Annotated in this window: 14 protein-coding genes and 2 pseudogenes; 5 read left to right on the top strand and 11 right to left on the bottom strand. The window is 42.7% G+C overall.

Features of this window, described 5'->3' with window-relative positions:
* The first annotated feature begins 103 nt into the window (after positions 1-103).
* Both FTT68_RS12150 and FTT68_RS12145 read left to right on the top strand, forming a co-directional pair.
* Positions 104-1,441 (top strand): SAVED domain-containing protein, encoded by a 1,338-nt coding sequence (locus FTT68_RS12150; RefSeq protein ID WP_253586876.1) that lies wholly within the window; start codon positions 104-106, stop codon positions 1,439-1,441.
* Positions 1,442-1,628: 187 nt separating this feature from the next.
* A pseudogene (locus tag FTT68_RS12145) lies at positions 1,629-1,865 on the top strand (IS982 family transposase); the annotation flags it as partial.
* A gap of 547 nt (positions 1,866-2,412) precedes the next feature.
* Here the strand turns inward: FTT68_RS12145 and FTT68_RS14155 are convergent.
* From FTT68_RS14155 to FTT68_RS12115, 5 genes and pseudogenes are all read right to left on the bottom strand, one after another.
* Positions 2,413-4,730: pseudogene (locus FTT68_RS14155) on the bottom strand (TonB-dependent receptor).
* Between the two features lie 346 nt (positions 4,731-5,076).
* The gene (locus tag FTT68_RS12130) at positions 5,077-5,877 is read right to left on the bottom strand and encodes a sulfite exporter TauE/SafE family protein (protein ID WP_180175398.1); all 801 of its coding nucleotides are present in this window, start codon (positions 5,875-5,877) and stop codon (positions 5,077-5,079) included.
* A 41-nt stretch (positions 5,878-5,918) separates the two neighbouring features.
* A complete protein-coding gene (locus FTT68_RS12125) occupies positions 5,919-6,410 on the bottom strand; it encodes a flavin reductase (RefSeq protein WP_005177877.1) in 492 nt (163 codons plus the stop codon).
* 109 nt (positions 6,411-6,519) lie between these two features.
* The gene (locus tag FTT68_RS12120; protein ID WP_180175397.1) at positions 6,520-7,548 is read right to left on the bottom strand and encodes a methionine synthase; all 1,029 of its coding nucleotides are present in this window, start codon (positions 7,546-7,548) and stop codon (positions 6,520-6,522) included.
* 28 nt (positions 7,549-7,576) lie between these two features.
* Positions 7,577-8,563 (bottom strand): DUF1852 domain-containing protein, encoded by a 987-nt coding sequence (locus FTT68_RS12115; protein WP_016658148.1) that lies wholly within the window; start codon positions 8,561-8,563, stop codon positions 7,577-7,579.
* A gap of 659 nt (positions 8,564-9,222) precedes the next feature.
* On the opposite strand from FTT68_RS12115, the gene FTT68_RS12110 reads away from it, so the two are divergent.
* Positions 9,223-10,230, top strand: a complete 1,008-nt coding sequence (locus FTT68_RS12110; protein ID WP_180175396.1) for an OmpA family protein — start codon at positions 9,223-9,225, stop codon at positions 10,228-10,230.
* Between the two features lie 153 nt (positions 10,231-10,383).
* On the opposite strand, the gene FTT68_RS12105 is transcribed toward FTT68_RS12110, so the two are convergent.
* The 5 genes from FTT68_RS12105 to dsbD all read right to left on the bottom strand — a co-directional run bounded on the left by FTT68_RS12105 (position 10,384) and on the right by dsbD (position 15,361).
* Entirely contained in the window at positions 10,384-10,587 is a 204-nt protein-coding gene (locus FTT68_RS12105) for a hypothetical protein (protein WP_016658146.1), read from the bottom strand.
* Between the two features lie 3 nt (positions 10,588-10,590).
* Positions 10,591-11,445 carry an Abi family protein gene (locus tag FTT68_RS12100; protein WP_218952656.1) on the bottom strand — a complete coding sequence of 285 codons (855 nt, stop codon included), beginning with the start codon at positions 11,443-11,445 and terminating at the stop codon, positions 10,591-10,593.
* Between the two features lie 341 nt (positions 11,446-11,786).
* On the bottom strand, positions 11,787-12,527 hold the full coding sequence (gene dsbG / locus FTT68_RS12095) for a thiol:disulfide interchange protein DsbG (protein ID WP_373685561.1): 741 nt from the start codon (positions 12,525-12,527) through the stop codon (positions 11,787-11,789).
* Positions 12,528-12,539: 12 nt separating this feature from the next.
* Positions 12,540-13,382, bottom strand: a complete 843-nt coding sequence (locus FTT68_RS12090; protein WP_180175393.1) for a TlpA disulfide reductase family protein — start codon at positions 13,380-13,382, stop codon at positions 12,540-12,542.
* Positions 13,379-15,361: a protein-disulfide reductase DsbD gene (gene dsbD / locus FTT68_RS12085; protein ID WP_180175392.1), complete on the bottom strand. Its 1,983-nt coding sequence runs from the start codon at positions 15,359-15,361 to the stop codon at positions 13,379-13,381. The genes FTT68_RS12090 and dsbD overlap by 4 nt, the downstream gene beginning before the upstream one ends.
* 109 nt (positions 15,362-15,470) lie before the next feature.
* Here dsbD and FTT68_RS12080 point away from each other — a divergent pair, with 109 nt between their 5' ends.
* Positions 15,471-16,142, top strand: coding sequence for a response regulator transcription factor (locus FTT68_RS12080; RefSeq protein WP_104470221.1), 672 nt, complete (start codon positions 15,471-15,473; stop codon positions 16,140-16,142).
* A gap of 2 nt (positions 16,143-16,144) precedes the next feature.
* The gene (locus tag FTT68_RS12075; protein WP_180175391.1) at positions 16,145-17,536 is read left to right on the top strand and encodes an ATP-binding protein; all 1,392 of its coding nucleotides are present in this window, start codon (positions 16,145-16,147) and stop codon (positions 17,534-17,536) included.
* Between the two features lie 23 nt (positions 17,537-17,559).
* On the opposite strand, the gene FTT68_RS12070 is transcribed toward FTT68_RS12075, so the two are convergent.
* Positions 17,560-18,333, bottom strand: coding sequence for a TorF family putative porin (locus FTT68_RS12070; RefSeq protein ID WP_075166629.1), 774 nt, complete (start codon positions 18,331-18,333; stop codon positions 17,560-17,562).
* Positions 18,334-18,356 lie beyond the last annotated feature (23 nt).

Below are 18,356 nucleotides of genomic sequence, written 5' to 3'. Positions count from 1 at the left end.
TACCAGCGCACAGCCCAAAGAATGATTTCGCCCTGAAAATGCCGACCATGGAAAGGATTCATATGCTGCACCTTTAGCTAAAACAGTCTTCAGCTTACCATTCGTGGTTATTTGCAACAGTGCCCTTCAGCTTACCATTCGTGGTTATTTGCAACAGTGCCCTCAAGAGAGCGAAGTTAAAGATGTAGATTTTGTTCCTAGAAAGATTCCTAAACAAAAACCAAACCCTGTAAACCAATTAGAATATTTCATAAAAAGAATTTTTGATTTTGAGCATCTTACAGGTAGGGGTAACGATTTATCTGAAAAAGATAAAAACCAGATTTATCTCTCAAGTCATGGCCGATGTATGTTTAAAGGATGTGGTGCAAAATTAAACATAGATGAAATAACTGGATTTGAAGGTACATATGGCGTTTTAGCTCATAATGTTGCAGCATCAGAAAATTCTACTCGCGGTATCCCCTTCTTCTCATATCAACTATCAGATGATCCAACGAATATTTTATTATTATGTGAAAAACATCATAGGTTAATTGATAAAGTTGCTGGCGCAGAATATACAGCTTCAAGACTCTCGCAAATGAGAAGTAATTTCATAGCACAATGCGAAGATTTATTAGATTCTTTAAGCTTTACTCCTATGCCAGTGTATTTATTTTTCTGGCCCGTGAATCGCAATATTCCTCAGTCTCTTTCACGACGTGATATTGCAAGCTGCCTTCTCCCATTAAAATCTATTTTGCATAAAGATAAGACACTAATTCATGAACCATTACCAGCTCATTTAAGAGCTTCAGCTGATGAGTTCTATAAAAAGTATTTTTTAGAAGAATTTGAAGTTCAAACAGAACAATTACTTAGGGAAACTAAATTTGATGATAAGAGAGTAGCTATTTTTGGCTTCGGCCCTATGCCATGCCTAATAGCATTAGGAAGTAAATTAGGAAATAAAGGGAAATTTATACCTATGCTTATGTATAGGGATGGAAGTTGTTGGATGTGGCCTGATCTTATATGTACAACCAAAGCGTATGAAATTAATAATTTCAGTGAAATAGAAGATTGTACTGAAATTACTATTAGATTGAATCTCACTGCTGATCCAGAAACCTCTAAAAATAAGGCTGTTGAATTAGGACATCCGGTAATTAATATTACTGCTAAACCAGAATATATGGGGAATGGAGCAATAAGAAATCCTGAACGAGGACTAAGTTTCATGCAAGATATTCATGCGTTATTTCATAGTCTAACAGATAAAGGAATTACCAAAATTCATGTCTTACCATGTGCATCCAATGCTGCTTGTATATGGTTTGGACAAGCATTTGATCTGCATCATCCTGAAATGGTTATTTATGATTACTTAAATAATTCAATGGTTCCAAGACTTCAAATTCGAAATAATGGAAGCAAGAATGAAATCGCTGTAATTTAAACAGTATATTTGATAGTACTTTCATACCATTAGATTTAAATATGACATTAGTAAATGGAGTTTAGCTCTAATGGGGCTTTGTTGCATAAATATCTAAGACTATGATTTTGTTTAATTTATTTTTGGATTAAAATTTAAACAAATCCTTAAAAATCAGTATCTTGAAGAATGTTTATACAACAAAGCCACTTATCATCGGAAGAATATGCAGGCTATTCAACTCTGTGCATCAGATGAATATCACCTAAGACAACGCAATAAAATAGAAACATTATTCAGCTTATTGAAGGGGCAATACAATTTAGTGACGAGTAAAGCACGTAGTCTTCATGGATTTCTGAGTGGAATTTACGCCTCACTATGTGCATATCAATTAACCCATCGAAATAAGCCAACAATTCAAATTAAGGAATCATCGGCTTAAGCAGGATTCGGGTTACTTAAATACTTGTTCTTATATTGCTCATATGGTTAGTGAGAATGAAATCAAGACAATTTATAAGAGCTTATTAGTACTACAATTATCAAAATGATTAAGTCCATCCCTAAAATTTATAGAACAACTATTTATTATCCTCACATCTAGCCCTGATCAATCGAAGAAATATCACGATTTAGTGCTGATACCCATTCGCTGGCTTTCTACAAAGTCTAATCGAACTATGTGAATTTTGAGGAAGCACTTCTACTCGTTATTTTGCAAAAATTGAAATTTTCCAATAGGTTCATGAACCTATTTTTCAATGAAAATTAAAATGTTTTATAAATTATTAAATTTTATAGATATATCTTGTGTTTTATTTATGAACTAGACTTTTGGTGAACATAAGTTAAATAGAATGTCGGGGATTGTGCCCTATACAAACTGTATGCTGGCACAACTTCACTGGAGATATTTGCTAAAGGTATATAGAGTTGCGAACTCATAATCCGATTCTTAAGTACTTGTTCAAGAACTACCATCATTAAAATTAATAGTTGATAGTATAACTTAAGGCAAAAGTTCGGCCTTCGGCAGGAATTGCTAATAAAGAATTGGCATTTGTTACCGCAGCCTGTTGAGCAAATACAGTTTTGTATTGGCTATCCCAAAGATTATAAATACCAAAATCTACGCGCCCTTTTGCCATTGGAAAATGGGCCAATACATCCATAGTACTGTAGCCTTTAATATCTGCAGCACTATTGCTGTCAGTCAAACCGGCTGTCTTTAATTGCTGGTCATCCTTATAGGCTTTATTGGTACCTTTAATGGCCTGTATTTGTGCACGGACACTATAGCCAGCGTCGTTATTCCATTCAGCGAATAAAGTTCCTTTGGTTGGAGAAATGGCAAAAGCATTTAATTCATGCCAATTGTCGGCAACATCTTTATACTGCCCACGTGTATAACCTAGAGTACCTCCGACCTTATAGTTTTGCATAAATGGATAGCTGACAGTCGCTTCTGCACCATATACTCTTTGATCAGCATCTACTACGTTTACAGAACGGTCAGCATTAAACTGTACCACCTGATCCGAGGTATTATAAAAACCGGTTAAGCCAAGATTTAAGCCCGTGTCCTGATTTAAACGCCAGCCTAATTCATAGCTGTTTACTGTAATCGGTGCAATACCAGAAGTCGTTAAGGTATAAGCAGCCACATCACGCAGCACCCGTTGTACATCTGGATAACTATAACCCTGTGAGAAGTTAGCATAAACTTGCTGCGCGTCTGTTAACTCATAGACTGCACCCAAATTGAATAGAAATTTGTCCGAATGGGTGGAGTCAGCCGCCATTAAAGTAATCGGTTTACGTGCGGTTAAATAACTGTCAGTGTCTGCCTGAACATATTGATAACGCACACCGGCCTGAATATTTAGACGATCTGTTAAGGCATAATCTCCTTGGACAAATGTGCCAATATTCTGAATTTCTGTATCAGGACCGGAACCCTGTTTTTCCCCTGTAGCGGTATAAACCAGACCATTATGACTAGGTGTATAGTAATCTGCCCATTGATGGTCTTTTTCCCAGTCATAGTCGAGGCCATAAGTCAGTTTTAAATCTCGATCTGCGACCTGTATATTAGATTGAATGGTAGAACGAATACCGGCATAGTCAATATTGGATTGGCTTTGCTTTACCTTACTCCGGCTTTGTTGCACAAAGATTTCATAACTATATGATTTTAAAGGTTTTGATTATTTTTTGATCCAAAATTAAATTTATTTAAATCAGATGCTTACATATTTATGCAACAAAGCCCCTTACTCCCATCTTTCGAATAGCCGTAAGGTACAAAGCGTACTTTTTCATTACGATAATATGCCTCCACATTCAAAGTCTGTCCAAGGACATCTTGATTTTGATATTGGGTATTAACGGCATAGCGCTCTGTAAAGGGCTGATTATCGAGGCTCCATCCTTTTATTGCTTTATGGGAAGGCTCAGTACCAGTTTGTAAGTAGGAATAGTCTGGTCCATATTCTGTATCCTGTTTATCTTTATAATATTGCGCCCCTACACTGAAAGTTTGCGTATCTGTTAAGTCAAAGTTTAAACGGCCATTGATGTCAAGGGTATCGGTATCCATTGTGCTACCCTGCCAAGGACTTAATGAAATACGCTCTCCTCGACCATCAAATTGAGAACCTCGGCGGGTATAATCTAGGCCTAAAAATCCATCCACTTGATCATTACTAAATGAGGCAGTTTGACCCACTTGGTAAGTTAAACCGTCACGGCGGAAATTATCGGCTGATGTGATGCCCAGCTTGGTTTGAAAACTTACGGGTTCAGATTTATCTGTGCGTTTGGTAATAATATTAATAATACCGCCAGTTGCACCTGAACCATAAATACTGGATGCGCCGGAAACCACCTCAATATGGTCAATCATATTTGGACTAATACTATTCAGTTGACGTGCAATATCCCGTGAACCTGTCTGTGAAACTCCATCAATCATGACCAGTACATTACGTCCACGCATGGTCTGACCATAATTACTTGTAGTTCCACTACTAGGTGCTAAAGATGGTACAAGCTGCGCTAAAATATCCGCGACTTTTCGACCTGCGCCAGCTTGTTGAACAATTGCTTCGCCATGAATGGTTTGTACTGTCCCTGCGATCTCGGCGATTGTTTTAGGTGTACGTGTGGCGGTCATCACCATTGTTGAAAGTTGAGTGATATCCGGTTTTTCTGGTGCAGCTGCTGGGCTACTCTCTTTTGCATAAAGATGCATAGAAATAGCGATTGTGAGAAGACAAAGATTAAATTGAGATCGCCGCATTTTCATTCCCTAGATTGCAATTGTTAATTTTGCGGCAAATGATAATCATTATTATTAATGATGTAGAATTATTATTTAAAAATTTTATTGAGTACTTTCCTGGCTTGAAACTTCACAGGAAAAATTTCATAAAACAGACAATGAACACTGCTTTGAAATGAAAAAAATTAATATTTATTGATCTATTTTTAATTGAGGTAACCGACTTCTTCTAAGTAAATCAAGTAATCCAAATTGAACAGGAAGCTCCTTCTAAAGATAATTATTTAGATCATGAATCTGCTAAGAAGCATACGCTCTATAATCAAACCACTATTATGAGCGTATTCGTTATCTTCCAATTGCCTTCAGCTTAACCCAAACCCTTAACCAGAAAGAAACAGCCCACAATCACCAATAACACGGCGAAACATTTTTTCAGGATTTGTGGCGATAATGCATGTGCTGTTTTCGCCCCAAGTTTGGCAGTAAAGAAACTCATAATGCTAATACCAAGAAAAGCATAAATATGAACAAAGCCAATAGTATTGGGCACATTCACCTGCGCCTGCATCCCAAAAATCATAAATCCCAAAGCACCGGCAACTGCAATGGGGAAACCACAGGCTGCAGATGTGCCTACTGCCTGTTGCATGACCACGCCATAACGGTTGAGATACGGTACGGTCAAGCTGCCACCGCCAATCCCAAAGATGGCTGAAGCAAAACCAATTCCCGAACCTGCAGCGATTTGTTGACCGGTTGAGGGCAAGGTTCGCCCCTGCTCTGCCGGCTTTTTGCTACCTGTAAACATGGTATACGCCACCCAGATCAGAAAGATTCCTACCACAATCTGCAAATGTAAGCCCGAAATTAAACCGGCAATCCCTGCACCGAAAAAACATCCAATGGCCATAGGCGGAGCTAGATGTCTAAAGACTGGCCACAGCACTGCCTCGTTCTTATGGTGCACCATCAATGAACTGATAGAGGTGATCACAATAGTTGCTAGCGATGTACCTAAAGCCAAATGCATAATCACATCCGGACTATAACCTATCTGCATAAACACGATATATAACAGTGGTACAATGATTGTTCCGCCACCGACCCCAAACAGCCCAGCGGCAAAACCTGCGCATGCCCCGATAATTAAAAAAATGATAATTTCCACGAAATACTGACTGAATAATTTGAAATTAAAGACAAGGCGCCTTAAGCAAGTTCCAGCTCACCAACCTGATGATAGGCACGATTAAAATACACCAGACCATGTTCTTGCTGACTGTGCTGAATGGCCAGCACACGGCACATAAAAATGCTATGCGTACCCACCTGCTGAATCTGCTCAATCTCGCAATCAAAGCTGGTCAAGGCATCTGTTAACACCGGCGCGCCGGTTTCCAGCTCAGTCCAGGTTCCATATTGAAAGCGCTCTTCAGACTTCATTTTGGAGGCAAAGACATTGGAGATTTGTTGATGCTGCGCGCCTAGCACATTCACGCTCAAGATTTTATTTTCAATAAAATGGGCGTGTGAGCGTGAAGCCTGATTCATGCAAACCAATAAGGTCGGTGGTGTATCGGTTACACTACACACGGCAGATGCGGTAAATCCATGCACACCAGACGCCCCTGCCGTGGTCACCACATTGACCGCGCTGCTGAGCAAAGACATGGCATTTCTAAAGTCTGCTGCTTCAATCATCACCGGATTCCTTCATGTTCTTGGGTTATGCTTGAAATGGTTGTTAAGCGGATGGGCCAGATGTTTTCCATCCATTCCCATCAGCTCTGCCACATGATGTGCCTGCGCGTTAAGCACTCAATTCTTGACGCACAATATCGGCGCCAGCGCTTAAAGCACGAAGTTTACCTTGCGCCACCTGACGCGATAACGGCGTCATACCACAGTTGGTCGATGGATAAAGCTTGTCGGCATCAACAAACTGCAAAGCTTTACGCAAGGTATTGGCCACTTCTTCTGCGGTTTCAATCTGGTTGGTGGCCACATCAATAGCGCCAACCATAACTTTTTTGCCGCGGATCAGCTCAATCAGGTCCATCGGTACGCGTGAGTTCTGACATTCCAGCGAAACAATATCAATTTTGGATTGTTGCAGTTTCGGGAACACGGCTTCATATTGACGCCATTTAGAGCCTAAGGTTTTTTTCCAGTCAGTATTGGCTTTAATGCCATAGCCATAGCAGATATGCACGGCGGTTTCGCATTTCAGACCTTCCAGTGCGCGTTCCAGCGTGGCCACACCCCAGTCATTGACTTCATCAAAGAACACGTTAAAAGCAGGTTCATCAAACTGGATAATATCGACCCCAGCGGCTTCGAGTTCCCTTGCCTCCTGATTCAGGATTTTGGCAAATTCCCAGGCCAGTTTTTCACGGCTTTTGTAATGACCATCGTACAGGGTATCAATCATGGTCATTGGACCCGGCAAAGCCCATTTAATTGGCTGAGTGGTCTGGCTGCGTAAAAACTTGGCATCTTCCACAAACACCGGCTGTTTCCGGGCCACCTCACCGATCACCGAAGGTACGCTGGCATCATAACGGTTACGAATACGCACCGTTTCCCGTTTTTCAAAATCCACACCTTCGAGATGTTCAATAAAGGTGGTGACAAAATGCTGACGGGTCTGCTCACCATCGCTGACAATATCAATTCCGGCCAGTAACTGTTCATGCAGTGACAGGCTCAAGGCATCCTGTTTGGCTTCACGCAGTGCATCGCCTTCAAGTTTCCATGGCGACCAGAGTTTTTCCGGTTCTGCCAGCCAGGATGGTTTCGGTAAGCTGCCTGCGGTTGAGGTTGGGAGTAAAATGCTCATCTTTAATCTTCTATCTCTATACGTTGAATTAAGCAGCGTTGGTTGCTACGGCGTAGCTGGCAGCCCACTGTTCCAGAATGTGCTGATACGGTTTAATAAAGTGTTCTTCTGTCCATTTGCCCTGTTTTACGGCCAGCTGGCTACGCTCGACACGGTCATAGACAATTTGCGTTAAGGAATAATCCGGGTACTCAAGACTAGGTTGATAGACCTGACCTGCAGTCGAGTTGGCATTATAAATTTCAGGACGATAAATCTTCTGGAAGCTTTCCATGGTGCTAATCGCGCTGATTAATTCAAGATCGGTATAATCCGCCAATAAATCACCGCTAAAATAGAACGCCAAAGGTGCAGCACTATTTTCCGGTTTAAAATAGCGAACAGTTAAACCCATTTTTGCGAAATAATGATCTGTTCTTGAGTATTCATTTTGCTGATATTCAACCCCTAACACCGGATGAATATTGGCGGTACGATAATAGGTTTTGGTGGTCGATACGCTCAGGCAGATCACCGGCTGTTTATTAAACTGTGACTGGAACGCCTCGGAATTCACCACGTACTGATACAGCTTGCCGTGCAGATCACCAAAGTTGTCAGGCATTTCCCCGGCTTTATGGCCTTGGGACAATAAAAGCACGCTAAAGTCATAATCACGTACATACGATGAAAAACTGTTTCCGATCATGCCTTCAATACGCTGATTGGTACGATGATCAACAATCGTCGATTTCAGCATTTCAATGGCTGGAAAGGCGTTACCATTGCCTTCGACATCAAGATCTGCAGACACAATATCAATTTCCAGTGAATAACGGTCACCCTTCGGATTATCCCAATGTGCCAAGGCATTAAAACGGTTATTGATCATGCGCAGCGTGTTACGCAGGTTCTGTTCACGGCTTTCGCCACGCGCCAGATTGGCAAAGTTGGTTGTTAAACGGGTACTGTCCGCTGGTTGATAGTTTTCATCAAAACGAATACGTTTAATTGAACATGCAAACTGTTGACTCATCTGTTCCACCGCTTTAAATATCTAAAAATAAAAATCTGAATGTCTTTCTGGTTTTAGTTATACGTGAACCCTAAGATGAATAAAAATGATTTAATCTAAGTTAATAGTGAATTAAATTCATGTTTTGATTTGAATAGCGTTATTTAAGGCGAAAATATAGAAAAATAGACTGCCCTATGAGTCATCAATCGAGTCCAATTTTTCTTGCTGGAAAAAGGCCAAAAAGCTAGATTTAGAATCAAAATATATTTTTTTAATTTTAATAAAAACAATTATTTATAATTTTTATTGTAGCTAAACATCTTCACATTTTGTTGAAGAAAATGAGCTTCTTGATGGAATAAAAAATTGGCTCGCCTAAATATTTGGATCTGGTCTGTTTAGGTCAAACGGCGCTTATATAAAAATGTCTATAAAAGCATCAACATGAATTTGGCTCAGTTGAAGATGAGGAAAAATCAAGGGGTTTAGCTTGTAAATGATCAGTGATTTACCTTCCTATTAAACGAATAGATGCAGTGTTCTTCTGTAGCCCAATTTCCTTGAGAAACGACTTTGCGACTTTCAGCTTCTATAAGAAATGAAAATTTAAGCCGGCCCAGCTATACTGCTTAAAATACAAGCAGAATATTAAGATCAGTAAAATAAGGAAATATCCAATGACTTTTCAAAAAACAATCTTAGGCCTAAGTTTAGGTTGTGTACTGACACTTATGTATGGCTGTGCCAAACCCACTTCTGATCAGTCTGAAACTGAAGTCAGTACTTCTGAAATCACATCAGATTCAAATGAAACTGCCAAAGCCAGCTCAGATTTTGATCTGAATAACATCCCCATTTCGACCGCAGTGCTTGGCGAGTTTCCTTATATTGAGTTACCACAGGGTTATCGCTATCAGAATGATGAAAATCGAAAGTTTGAACGTGTGCCGTTTTGGACAGGACATGACTTTCACTGGGTTGAAGGAAAACTGTTTAGTTCGGGTATTAGCGCTGAATCAGATTATAAAGAAGGCAGTTATTTAGAAATACAGCGTAATCTTGATGCGGTAATTAAACAGCTTGGCGGTGTAGAAGTTGCCAATAGTCAAATCCCCAAAGAGCTTGCCAACAGTCTGCCTGATGCCATTCGGGTGCAACATGGTTCAGGTTTGGCTGATATTTATAATTACCCTGCGCAAACGTATGTGATTCGACAAGCGGATAAAAATATTTGGTTCCATTTGGCGCAATCTGGTCACTATATGGGTTTAATGGTAGCGGAAAGTCAGCCCTTAAATATCACTGCCAAAGCACTGACGTCGAGTGCACTGAAACAAAGTCTGGATCAGGACAGTAAAGTGAGTGTGCAAATTAACTTTGCCACAGATCAAGCCGATATTTTGCCAGACTCACAAGAACAAATAGATCAGATTATTGCTTTACTGAAAGATAACGATGATTTAAAACTTGGCATTTACGGACATACTGATAATACAGGCGATGCGGCGCATAATTTAAAATTGTCTGAGCAACGTGCGCAAGCTGTGGTGACTGCTCTAACCAAAGCAGGCATTGATACAAATCGTCTGACAGCCAAAGGTTTTGGGGATACTCAGCCTGTTGCAGATAATGCGACTGAAGATGGTAAGGCGAAAAACCGTCGGGTGGAGTTGGTGAAATTATAAAAGTCTAAATACTAAAAAGACCGCAATATAGCGGTCTTTTTTACATCTTTTTATAAATGGTGTCACGGCGGTCAACGTCTAAGACAAGCACCACAATTTTGGCGTCAATGACTTGATAGACTAAGCGATACGCGGTTTCAGCTTATCAAACTTTTAAGTGCGGTTTTTGTGAACTCGAACTCTTAAGTCATCTAAAGTTATCCTGATAGTTTCTTCACTTTTCGCTTTTTCTGCTAGTTGTAATAAATAAACCTCATCCATAACACAATCTTTTAAGATTATTTTTGTATTTTCCAAAATGCGATTTTGACGATCAGGGCTACGACCTTCTAAAAATTCTGGTATTTTTTTTACCATATTTCATAAGCTCCAAATAGGATGTTCTTCCCAATTATCAGGAAAACCCATCGCAACACGCCAATTTTCATCTTTCACAATAGGTTTTAAGAGTTTATTCAATTGATAGCACCACTCTGAATCAAATCCTGTCGGTCTTAGCAAGGTTTTTAAGATTAAGAGTACATAGAAGATACGTTTATTCGTCGGTGTAATCGGTGATTGCCAATTTGGATCTTTGTCGGCTTTAGATTTAATAGCTAATTCTTTATTCCATAACCGTCCATGATGGGCACAAATATTTCTTACATAGGTCAATATATGCAACCATTCAGCTAATTTTTCATGATGCAAAGAAAAATGCTGTGCGATTGCTTTCTTATCTTCTTTATTGTTAGCCTTATTATTTATTAAACCACTATATAAAAATGACAATGAACCAAAACTTAAAACTTCTGTCAGCATCCAAATTGGGATTTGAGGAAAACCATCATAATTTTGTTGAAAATGCTGGATGAACGTATCTTTAGAGCGTTCAACTTCTTTGTTGCATGTTTCTAAAAATTTTCTATGGTTAAATTTGGGATAAAAATTTTGTGCGTTGTATATACCAAATGCACCATATTGATGACCGAGATAATACGTTAATTTCGTTCGTAAAAACGTTTCTATAATTTCGATAGCACCGAATATTTGTAATCGTAATTCAGTATCAAATTCATATAATTGCACAATTTTTTCAAACGAAGTGCCCGGCTTGAATCGATCTAAGACATTATTTCCTGACCTTATTCGGTAAGGATACCAATATGCACTTAAGCGATAATAACCATATTTTGCCAATATTCCTTCAGCCCAAGCAACATTATGAATACTCAATCCTTTAGACTGTAGATGATGCACTTGCTCAGCATATGATAAAGGCTTTTTATTTATAAGGTTTTAACATAATTCACTAAAATCGAGGCATAAAAAACCGCCAAGGTTGCGCGGACTTCAAAAGAAGAACTAAGCGTGGCGGCTGTATTAAGTACATAATAGCGGCAATTGTCATTATTAGCAAGTTATGATCAAAAACCGCTCTTAGCGACGGTCTTTTTTATATCTAATCTCCCCTAACCCCTCTTTATTAAAGAGGTGAGGAACAGCATTCCACAAGGGGAGAATTTTTAAGCCACAGGTGATAACCTAAACAACATCTGCCATTGTTCATGAACCTTTTACTTCTCAAAAATCTCTCTTAAATCCTCCGTCATCCCTTGGGCGGACTTAAACTCGCCTTGCTGGTTTTTCCACACCATTGACGGCGTGGCAAAGAAACCATATTTAGCCATCAGTTCCTGATTGGCATCTATTTTTGCAGCAATATCAGCAGGGATATTCTTGGTAATTTTTAACTTGTTTTGCCCTTTATTGGTATTGTAACTGGTAAATACCTGCTGCGGATTTTTAGCCATCAGCATGGTCGCCACTTGCCCGCGACTTTCATCACGAATGACTGCCACCTGAATATGTCTAAGCTGTACCTTTCCCGCCTTCACCCACGGACGTGCCTTTTGCCAGAAGGTATGGCAATACGGACAATTCGGGTCTGAAAATACATATACAATCCGCGGCGCATCTTTTTGTCCATCCTGAATCCAGGTGGAGTTCTCCAGACTTTTCCAGACATCATCCAGCACGGCGTCTTTAACATGGGTTTCAAGCGCTTTGATGGTCAGGTTCTCACCCTTGGCATTGTGCAAATCGCCTATAATGTAATATTTCTGGTCATTGGAAATAAACACGGTCGCCGGACTTTGCTGCATATGCCCGGCCCATCCGGTCATTTGCTCTGGCGCTTCAATCTGCTTGATAAATTTAAAGCCTTCCTGCTCAATCTGTTTTTTCAGATCAGTCTGGGCAAATGCTGTCGTATTTAACAGCAGCAGGAACAACACAGCGGGATAGATCATTTTTATAAGAGTTTCCTGTTATTTTGAAGATGGAGCAGAAAGATCGTTGATATAGCGACGCAGCATCGGCTGGGTCAGTTCGCCCATATGCCGATGCACGAGCTGTCCTTGTGCATTAAAGAACAAGGTGCTTGGCAAGCCATACATATTCATCTGGGTGGCCATGTCACCTTGAGGATCAAACAGGACATGCTGGAAATTAAAACCATGCTGACGCAAATAATCCTGTACGGTGTCAGTCGTTTCGCCCTGATTCAGCATTACAAAATGAATGTCCGGATAATCCTGCTGGGCCTGATGTAAAACCGGCATTTCCCGGTGACACGGCGGACACCAGCTGGCCCACAGGTTAATGACGGTCGGTTTGCTGACCCAGTGCTGTAGTGGCACCTGTTGCTGCTGTAAATTTTGAAATTGCAGATCAGGATACTGATTCTGCTGTGGCAAGACCGTTTGAATACCCCAATTCAGACAAAGCTGGATCGCAACAAATAGCGCGATCAATATCGCTTTAGGCAGATTGGCCAATGCCCGGTTTTTCCATAAAAACCACCCAATGCCGGCAATCAATCCACCATAAAAATGAAAGCCTTTGTCCTGAATCTTGATTATATCCAGTGGTGTCGCCAGATAAAGATCGGCATGCATCAGCACAAAAACCAGTCGTGCGGCAATTAATCCCACCCACAATGATGTCCACAAGCTGTCACTAAAGATGCACCAGCTAGGTTCAGGCCATTGCTGTTTGTGTCCGAAATATCGCCCTGCCCCATACACCAGCACTAATCCGGTGAGCAGCAGCACAATCTGCCACGGCAACATCAGTGGGCCTATATGCAGCGCCGTTGCAGAAACCATCATGGTGTTTTTGCCTGCTGAAGTTGCTGTAAGCGCTGAATAAGTTGGGTCGCGCTAAAGGTACCAGTTAAACGTAAAGTACGCTGTTCCTGCTGCTGACTGTCCAGGAAAATCATGGTCGGTGGACCAAGAATCTGCCAGTCACGCAGTAATGCATCTTGAGATGGATGATACTCGGTTAAATCCAGTTTAATCCGCACCACATCCTGCAAGGCTGCCTGTACATCGGTACGTGGCAGGACTTCATTTTCTACCGGCTGACAGGCCACACACCAGTCGGCATAGACATCAATCACGATACTGCGTCCACTGTTCTGCTGTAGCAGCTGTGCCAGTTCCTGCTGGGTATGCACCTTTTGCCAGCTGAGTGTTTGCTGGGTATGGACCGCACCCATCTGCTGAAGGCCATGTTGAATATGCCAAATACCAATAGCGGTCATGGCCAGCGCCAGCACAATAACGCCAACACGCGAAATTTTCCCTTGCAGATGTCTGCGGATTAAATCGAAGCAGTAAATTGCCAGCGCCAGAAAAATAATACCCATCAACAGGAAATAGGCCACAGTCGGCAGCAATGGGCGGGCGAAATAAACCGCCAGCGCCAGCATTAAAAAGCCGAAACTGAATTTCAACCGGTCCATCCACAAACCCGGTTTCGGTAAATATTTGGCGCCAAATACAGCGGCAATAAATAAAGGAATCCCGAGGCCCAGACCCAGTACAAACAGATAGGTCGCGCCGAGTACCGGCTGATCCAACTGCGATACGAACAGCAAAGCACCGGCCAAAGGCGCGCTCATACACGGACCTACAATCAGCGCGGAAATCATCCCCATTAACGCAGCACCGACCAGCGTACCGCCCTGCTGTTTTTGCTGCCATCGGTCCAGTCGTCGTAATAAACCCTGTGGTAAGGACAGCTGATACACCCCAAACAGGTTCAAGGCAAATAAAATAAACAGCACTGCAAAGATGCCAATAAAGATCGGGCTTTGGAACCAGCGCTGGAAACTATAGCCCAGTTGTGCAACCACCAGTCCCATCACCGCATACACTGCGGCCATACCCAGTACAAAAGCCAGCGCAATCAACGCAGCACGATAACCGCGATGACGTTGTACCAGAATGCCAGACAAAATTGGAATCAGTGGCAAAGAACAAGGTAAAAAGGCCAGTAAAATACCAAAACCTAAAAAAATCAGCAGATTAAAAAATAAATGATGTTCCGAGAGTAAATTGAAAAAATACTGGTCATTGTTCCATTCAGATTGCAATGACGCAGCGGCTGCCGTTTGTGTCTCGCCTGCGATTTCACTGGCCGGCACCGGATTAGACGCTACGACTGAAATTTCTGAAGCCGCGACAGCATCAGTGAGTTTTGTCGGCTCTGTATTCTCTACTGCGGCAATCGACTCATTTTCAATGACTGCTTCTTCGGCGGCAGCAGATGTAGTTGTCAGTACTGTTTTTTCAGGTTTACTTGGTGCCGCTTCAATTTTAGCCGGTGCATCCAGCGCGACCGGTTTGGCGGCACTTAATAAACGCCGTTCGCTTGAAGGCGCATCTGACTGGGGCAACAAGCCTTGCGCATCGGTCTGAATGGTGGCGCGTTGCACCGGATAACATAAACCGCTTTCGGCACAGCCCTGCCACTGAATTTTAAATTGCTGGTTTGGCGCGACCGTAATCGTGGTCTTGACCTGATGATAATGCACCTTGGTCTGGCCAAAGGTCGGATCGTTCTTATCTTCCGGCACCGGCAGCTGTAATTTTAGCGCACCAGCATCGCTACGCACCTGTAGCTGATCATGATATAAATAATAATCTTCGGCGATGGTCCAGCGCAGTTCCGCCTGATCATCGCTAATAGAACGCGCCTGAAACTGAAACGCCTGATCGGATGGCAAGAACTCCTGCGCCTGTGACCAGACTGGCCAGAATGCACAAAGAACCACAAGCAAAGCACTTACACGCGTAATCATGACGTCCATTTTTCTGTAGAAAACCCGATTCATTATTAAAAAGATTAAATTAAGAGAACATTAACATAGCTCATTATTTATAAAATAGGATTTCAGGTGGAGAGTAACTATGTTTGTGGTTCTGGTCGAAGATGATCCTTATATTGCCCAAAGTATCTGTTCAGCGCTGGACTATTTAAATATTTCAGTCGAGCATGTGGCCACTGCACGCGCTGCTGATTATTTTATCCGGCAAAGTGCGGTCGATTTGTGCCTGCTGGATTTGGGCCTGCCCGATCAGGACGGTCTGGAACTGCTGCAGCAGTGGCGCCAGGATGAAATTCATCTGCCGGTACTGGTTTTAACCGCCCGGCATCAAACCCGGCAATGTGTAGAAGCCTTAAATCTGGGGGCCGATGACTACCTGACCAAACCCTTTGAACTGGACGAGCTGATTGCCCGTATACATGCGCTGGCACGGCGTAATCGTGGTTTTTCTTCCAACCTGTTGCAACTGGGTGATTTGCTGTTAAACCGCGATACCCAGGAAGTGACGTTCCAGCAGCAGCCGGTGACTCTGTCACGGCGTGAATACAGCCTGCTGGAAACCCTGATGAGCCATCCCAACCAGATTTTAAAAAATGAACAGCTGCTCGATAAACTGTATGGCTATCAGGACAGTATCGAGAGCAACGCGCTGAATGTGCATATTTATCATTTACGCCAGAAACTAGAGCCGCAGCTGATTCAGACCATTCGTGGTGTGGGCTATATGTTTAAAGTGCCGGAAACCGAGAGCTGAATATGCAGAACTACAGTTTAAAATGGCGGCTGGTCAGCATGTTTATGGTGGTGTTTCTTAGCCTGTGGAGTCTGGTGTTTTGCTGGCTGTATTATGATTTGCAGCAGCGGCTGCAAGATACGCTGGATCAGCGCCTGTTTGCCTCTGCACAAATGGTGGCGCGGCTGATTCAGCATTTGCCGCTCCAGGAAATTAATCCCGATTCCTTAAAACAGGTGGCCGAACAGTATCATGCGCAAAACCTGATTGCCTGTGAGGTGTCGGTGTTTAGCTCGGATATTACGCTGGGACCGTATGTAGTGGCTCGGACCCGCGGCGCACCGGAACAACTGACCGGACAGCAACCGGGTTTTAGTACCTGGCAGGAAAATGGTGTGGAATGGCGCAGTTATGTGCTGCGTAAAGGCGATATTCAGGTGGTGGCCGCAGAACGGCTGGTGCTTAGAGCCTCTTTATTGCAACAGATTCTGCAATCGGTGCTGATTCCGCTGGTGTTATCGCTGCTGATCTGTATGGCGCTGGTGATTCATATTCTGCGTAAAGAATTCCGCCCTCTGGATGATATGGCCCAGCAACTGGCAGATAAACAGCATTCGCTGTCAGATGCGGCGCATTATCTGCAACATCTGGATGCGCGTAAAATTCCCAAAGAAGTCCAGCCCTTTGTCGATAATTCCAATCAGCTGATTCAGAACCTGTACCATAGTCTGGAAAATGAAAAACTGTTTACCGCCTATGCCGCGCATGAACTGCGCAGCCCTTTAACCGCAATTAAAACTCATGTACAACTCAGCCGGATGATGGTTGAACAGAATCCGGCGCAGGCCAGCAAGCTGATTGAAAACCTGAAACAGGCCGAAAACAGTATCTGGCGCTATCAGCAGTTGCTGGAACAGTTGTTATTACTGAGCCAGACCGATCATGACGCTGCGCAAGCCGCCCCAGATTCGGAAACCACCGAAGTCGCACCAGTTTTGAGGCAAGTGATGGAAGAATTAAGTCCGGTTTATCCACATTTAAACACTATCTTGCAGGTCGATTGGGAAAGTCTGCAGACCCTGCAACTACCACCGCTGAGCTTGCAGACCATCCTGAAAAATCTGCTGGAAAATGCCCTGCTACATGCCCAAGGCTTAAGCCGAATTGCAATTACCATGCATGATCAGCAACTGCTGGTACAAGATGATGGTCAGGGGCTGACTGCCGCTGAACTGACCCAGATGACCCGGCGCTTCTGGCGTAAATCTGCTCAGCAACAGGGTCATGGTTTAGGTCTTGCTTTGGTGAAAGCATTGCTCCAGCATCATCACTACCAGATAGATTTAAGCCTGAACCCGCCTCAGGGTTTAAGCATTCGCATTCGGCCGGAGCAGCCCTCTTCCACGCTCAATTAAAGGGTTGATGCTTGGGGACTAGATTAGAAGCTATATCTTAAGCCCCAAACCGCCTGATTTTTCTGTTTGATTTTACTGCGGTCATAGCCACCCAGAATGAAGTCGGAAAAGACATTCACATTCGGCGCAACTGCATAATCCAGCCCGACCGAGGCAAAACGAAAAGCGGTATCGGTCTGGGTATCTAAAAATTCCTGACCTTCATATTTGCCGGAGTCATTAAAATAGGAACCTGCAACGGCCAGATTTCCAGTTAATTTGTCGCTGAGCTGATGGGCATAGTTCAGGCTGACATAGGTATCGCCCTGATTCATATACACCACATCATATAAATAGGTCGACACGCCGAAGGTCAGAGTAGCCTGATCATTCACATTCTTGCTGACACGCAGGCCCAGTTCATTGGAGGTGGTACTGTCCCCACCCGGATAATAATAGGTCGCATTCCACAGATCCCAAGTCAGGCCTTTAAAATCTGACACATGCCCGACAATAAAATCATGTTCCATTTTATCGGTGCTGTATTGCCGGCCTTGTTGTAAATCGCGGTATGAATAACCCAGTGTACTGCCCCAATAACCGGCATAAAAATTTCCGTAACCCAGGGTTAAAGAGGCCTGCAAAGCCAAGTCTTCATTTTCTGGTGCATTGGTCAGACCGCGCGACACATATTTAGATACTGCGGTCAGCTGACCAGACACATCAATAGAGGAAGAGGATGCATCATTGGCCCAGCTGGACATGCTGATACATGACAGACACCCGGCGGCGACCACCGTTCTTGTAAATGGAATCATTGTTTTAAAATTTAACCTGATTG

The organism is Acinetobacter sp. Q85-2 (genome assembly GCF_013420555.1).
GTDB lineage: Bacteria > Pseudomonadota > Gammaproteobacteria > Pseudomonadales > Moraxellaceae > Acinetobacter > Acinetobacter indicus.
Note: the sequence above shows the minus strand (reverse complement) of the source record. Positions and strands in the feature narration are given on the sequence as shown.

Bases quoted from the DNA above. Each gene is read 5' to 3' on its own strand.
- FTT68_RS12080 (WP_104470221.1), top strand. From the start codon at position 15,471: ATGTTTGTGGTTCTGGTCGAAGATGATCCTTATATTGCCCAAAGTATC.
- FTT68_RS12110 (WP_180175396.1), top strand. From the start codon at position 9,223: ATGACTTTTCAAAAAACAATCTTAGGCCTAAGTTTAGGTTGTGTACTG.
- FTT68_RS12120 (WP_180175397.1), bottom strand. From the start codon at position 7,548: ATGAGCATTTTACTCCCAACCTCAACCGCAGGCAGCTTACCGAAACCA.
- FTT68_RS12125 (WP_005177877.1), bottom strand. From the start codon at position 6,410: ATGATTGAAGCAGCAGACTTTAGAAATGCCATGTCTTTGCTCAGCAGC.
- FTT68_RS12075 (WP_180175391.1), top strand. From the start codon at position 16,145: ATGCAGAACTACAGTTTAAAATGGCGGCTGGTCAGCATGTTTATGGTG.
- FTT68_RS12115 (WP_016658148.1), bottom strand. From the start codon at position 8,563: ATGAGTCAACAGTTTGCATGTTCAATTAAACGTATTCGTTTTGATGAA.
- FTT68_RS12070 (WP_075166629.1), bottom strand. From the start codon at position 18,333: ATGATTCCATTTACAAGAACGGTGGTCGCCGCCGGGTGTCTGTCATGT.
- FTT68_RS12090 (WP_180175393.1), bottom strand. From the start codon at position 13,382: ATGATGGTTTCTGCAACGGCGCTGCATATAGGCCCACTGATGTTGCCG.
- FTT68_RS12105 (WP_016658146.1), bottom strand. From the start codon at position 10,587: ATGGTAAAAAAAATACCAGAATTTTTAGAAGGTCGTAGCCCTGATCGT.
- dsbD (WP_180175392.1), bottom strand. From the start codon at position 15,361: ATGATTACGCGTGTAAGTGCTTTGCTTGTGGTTCTTTGTGCATTCTGG.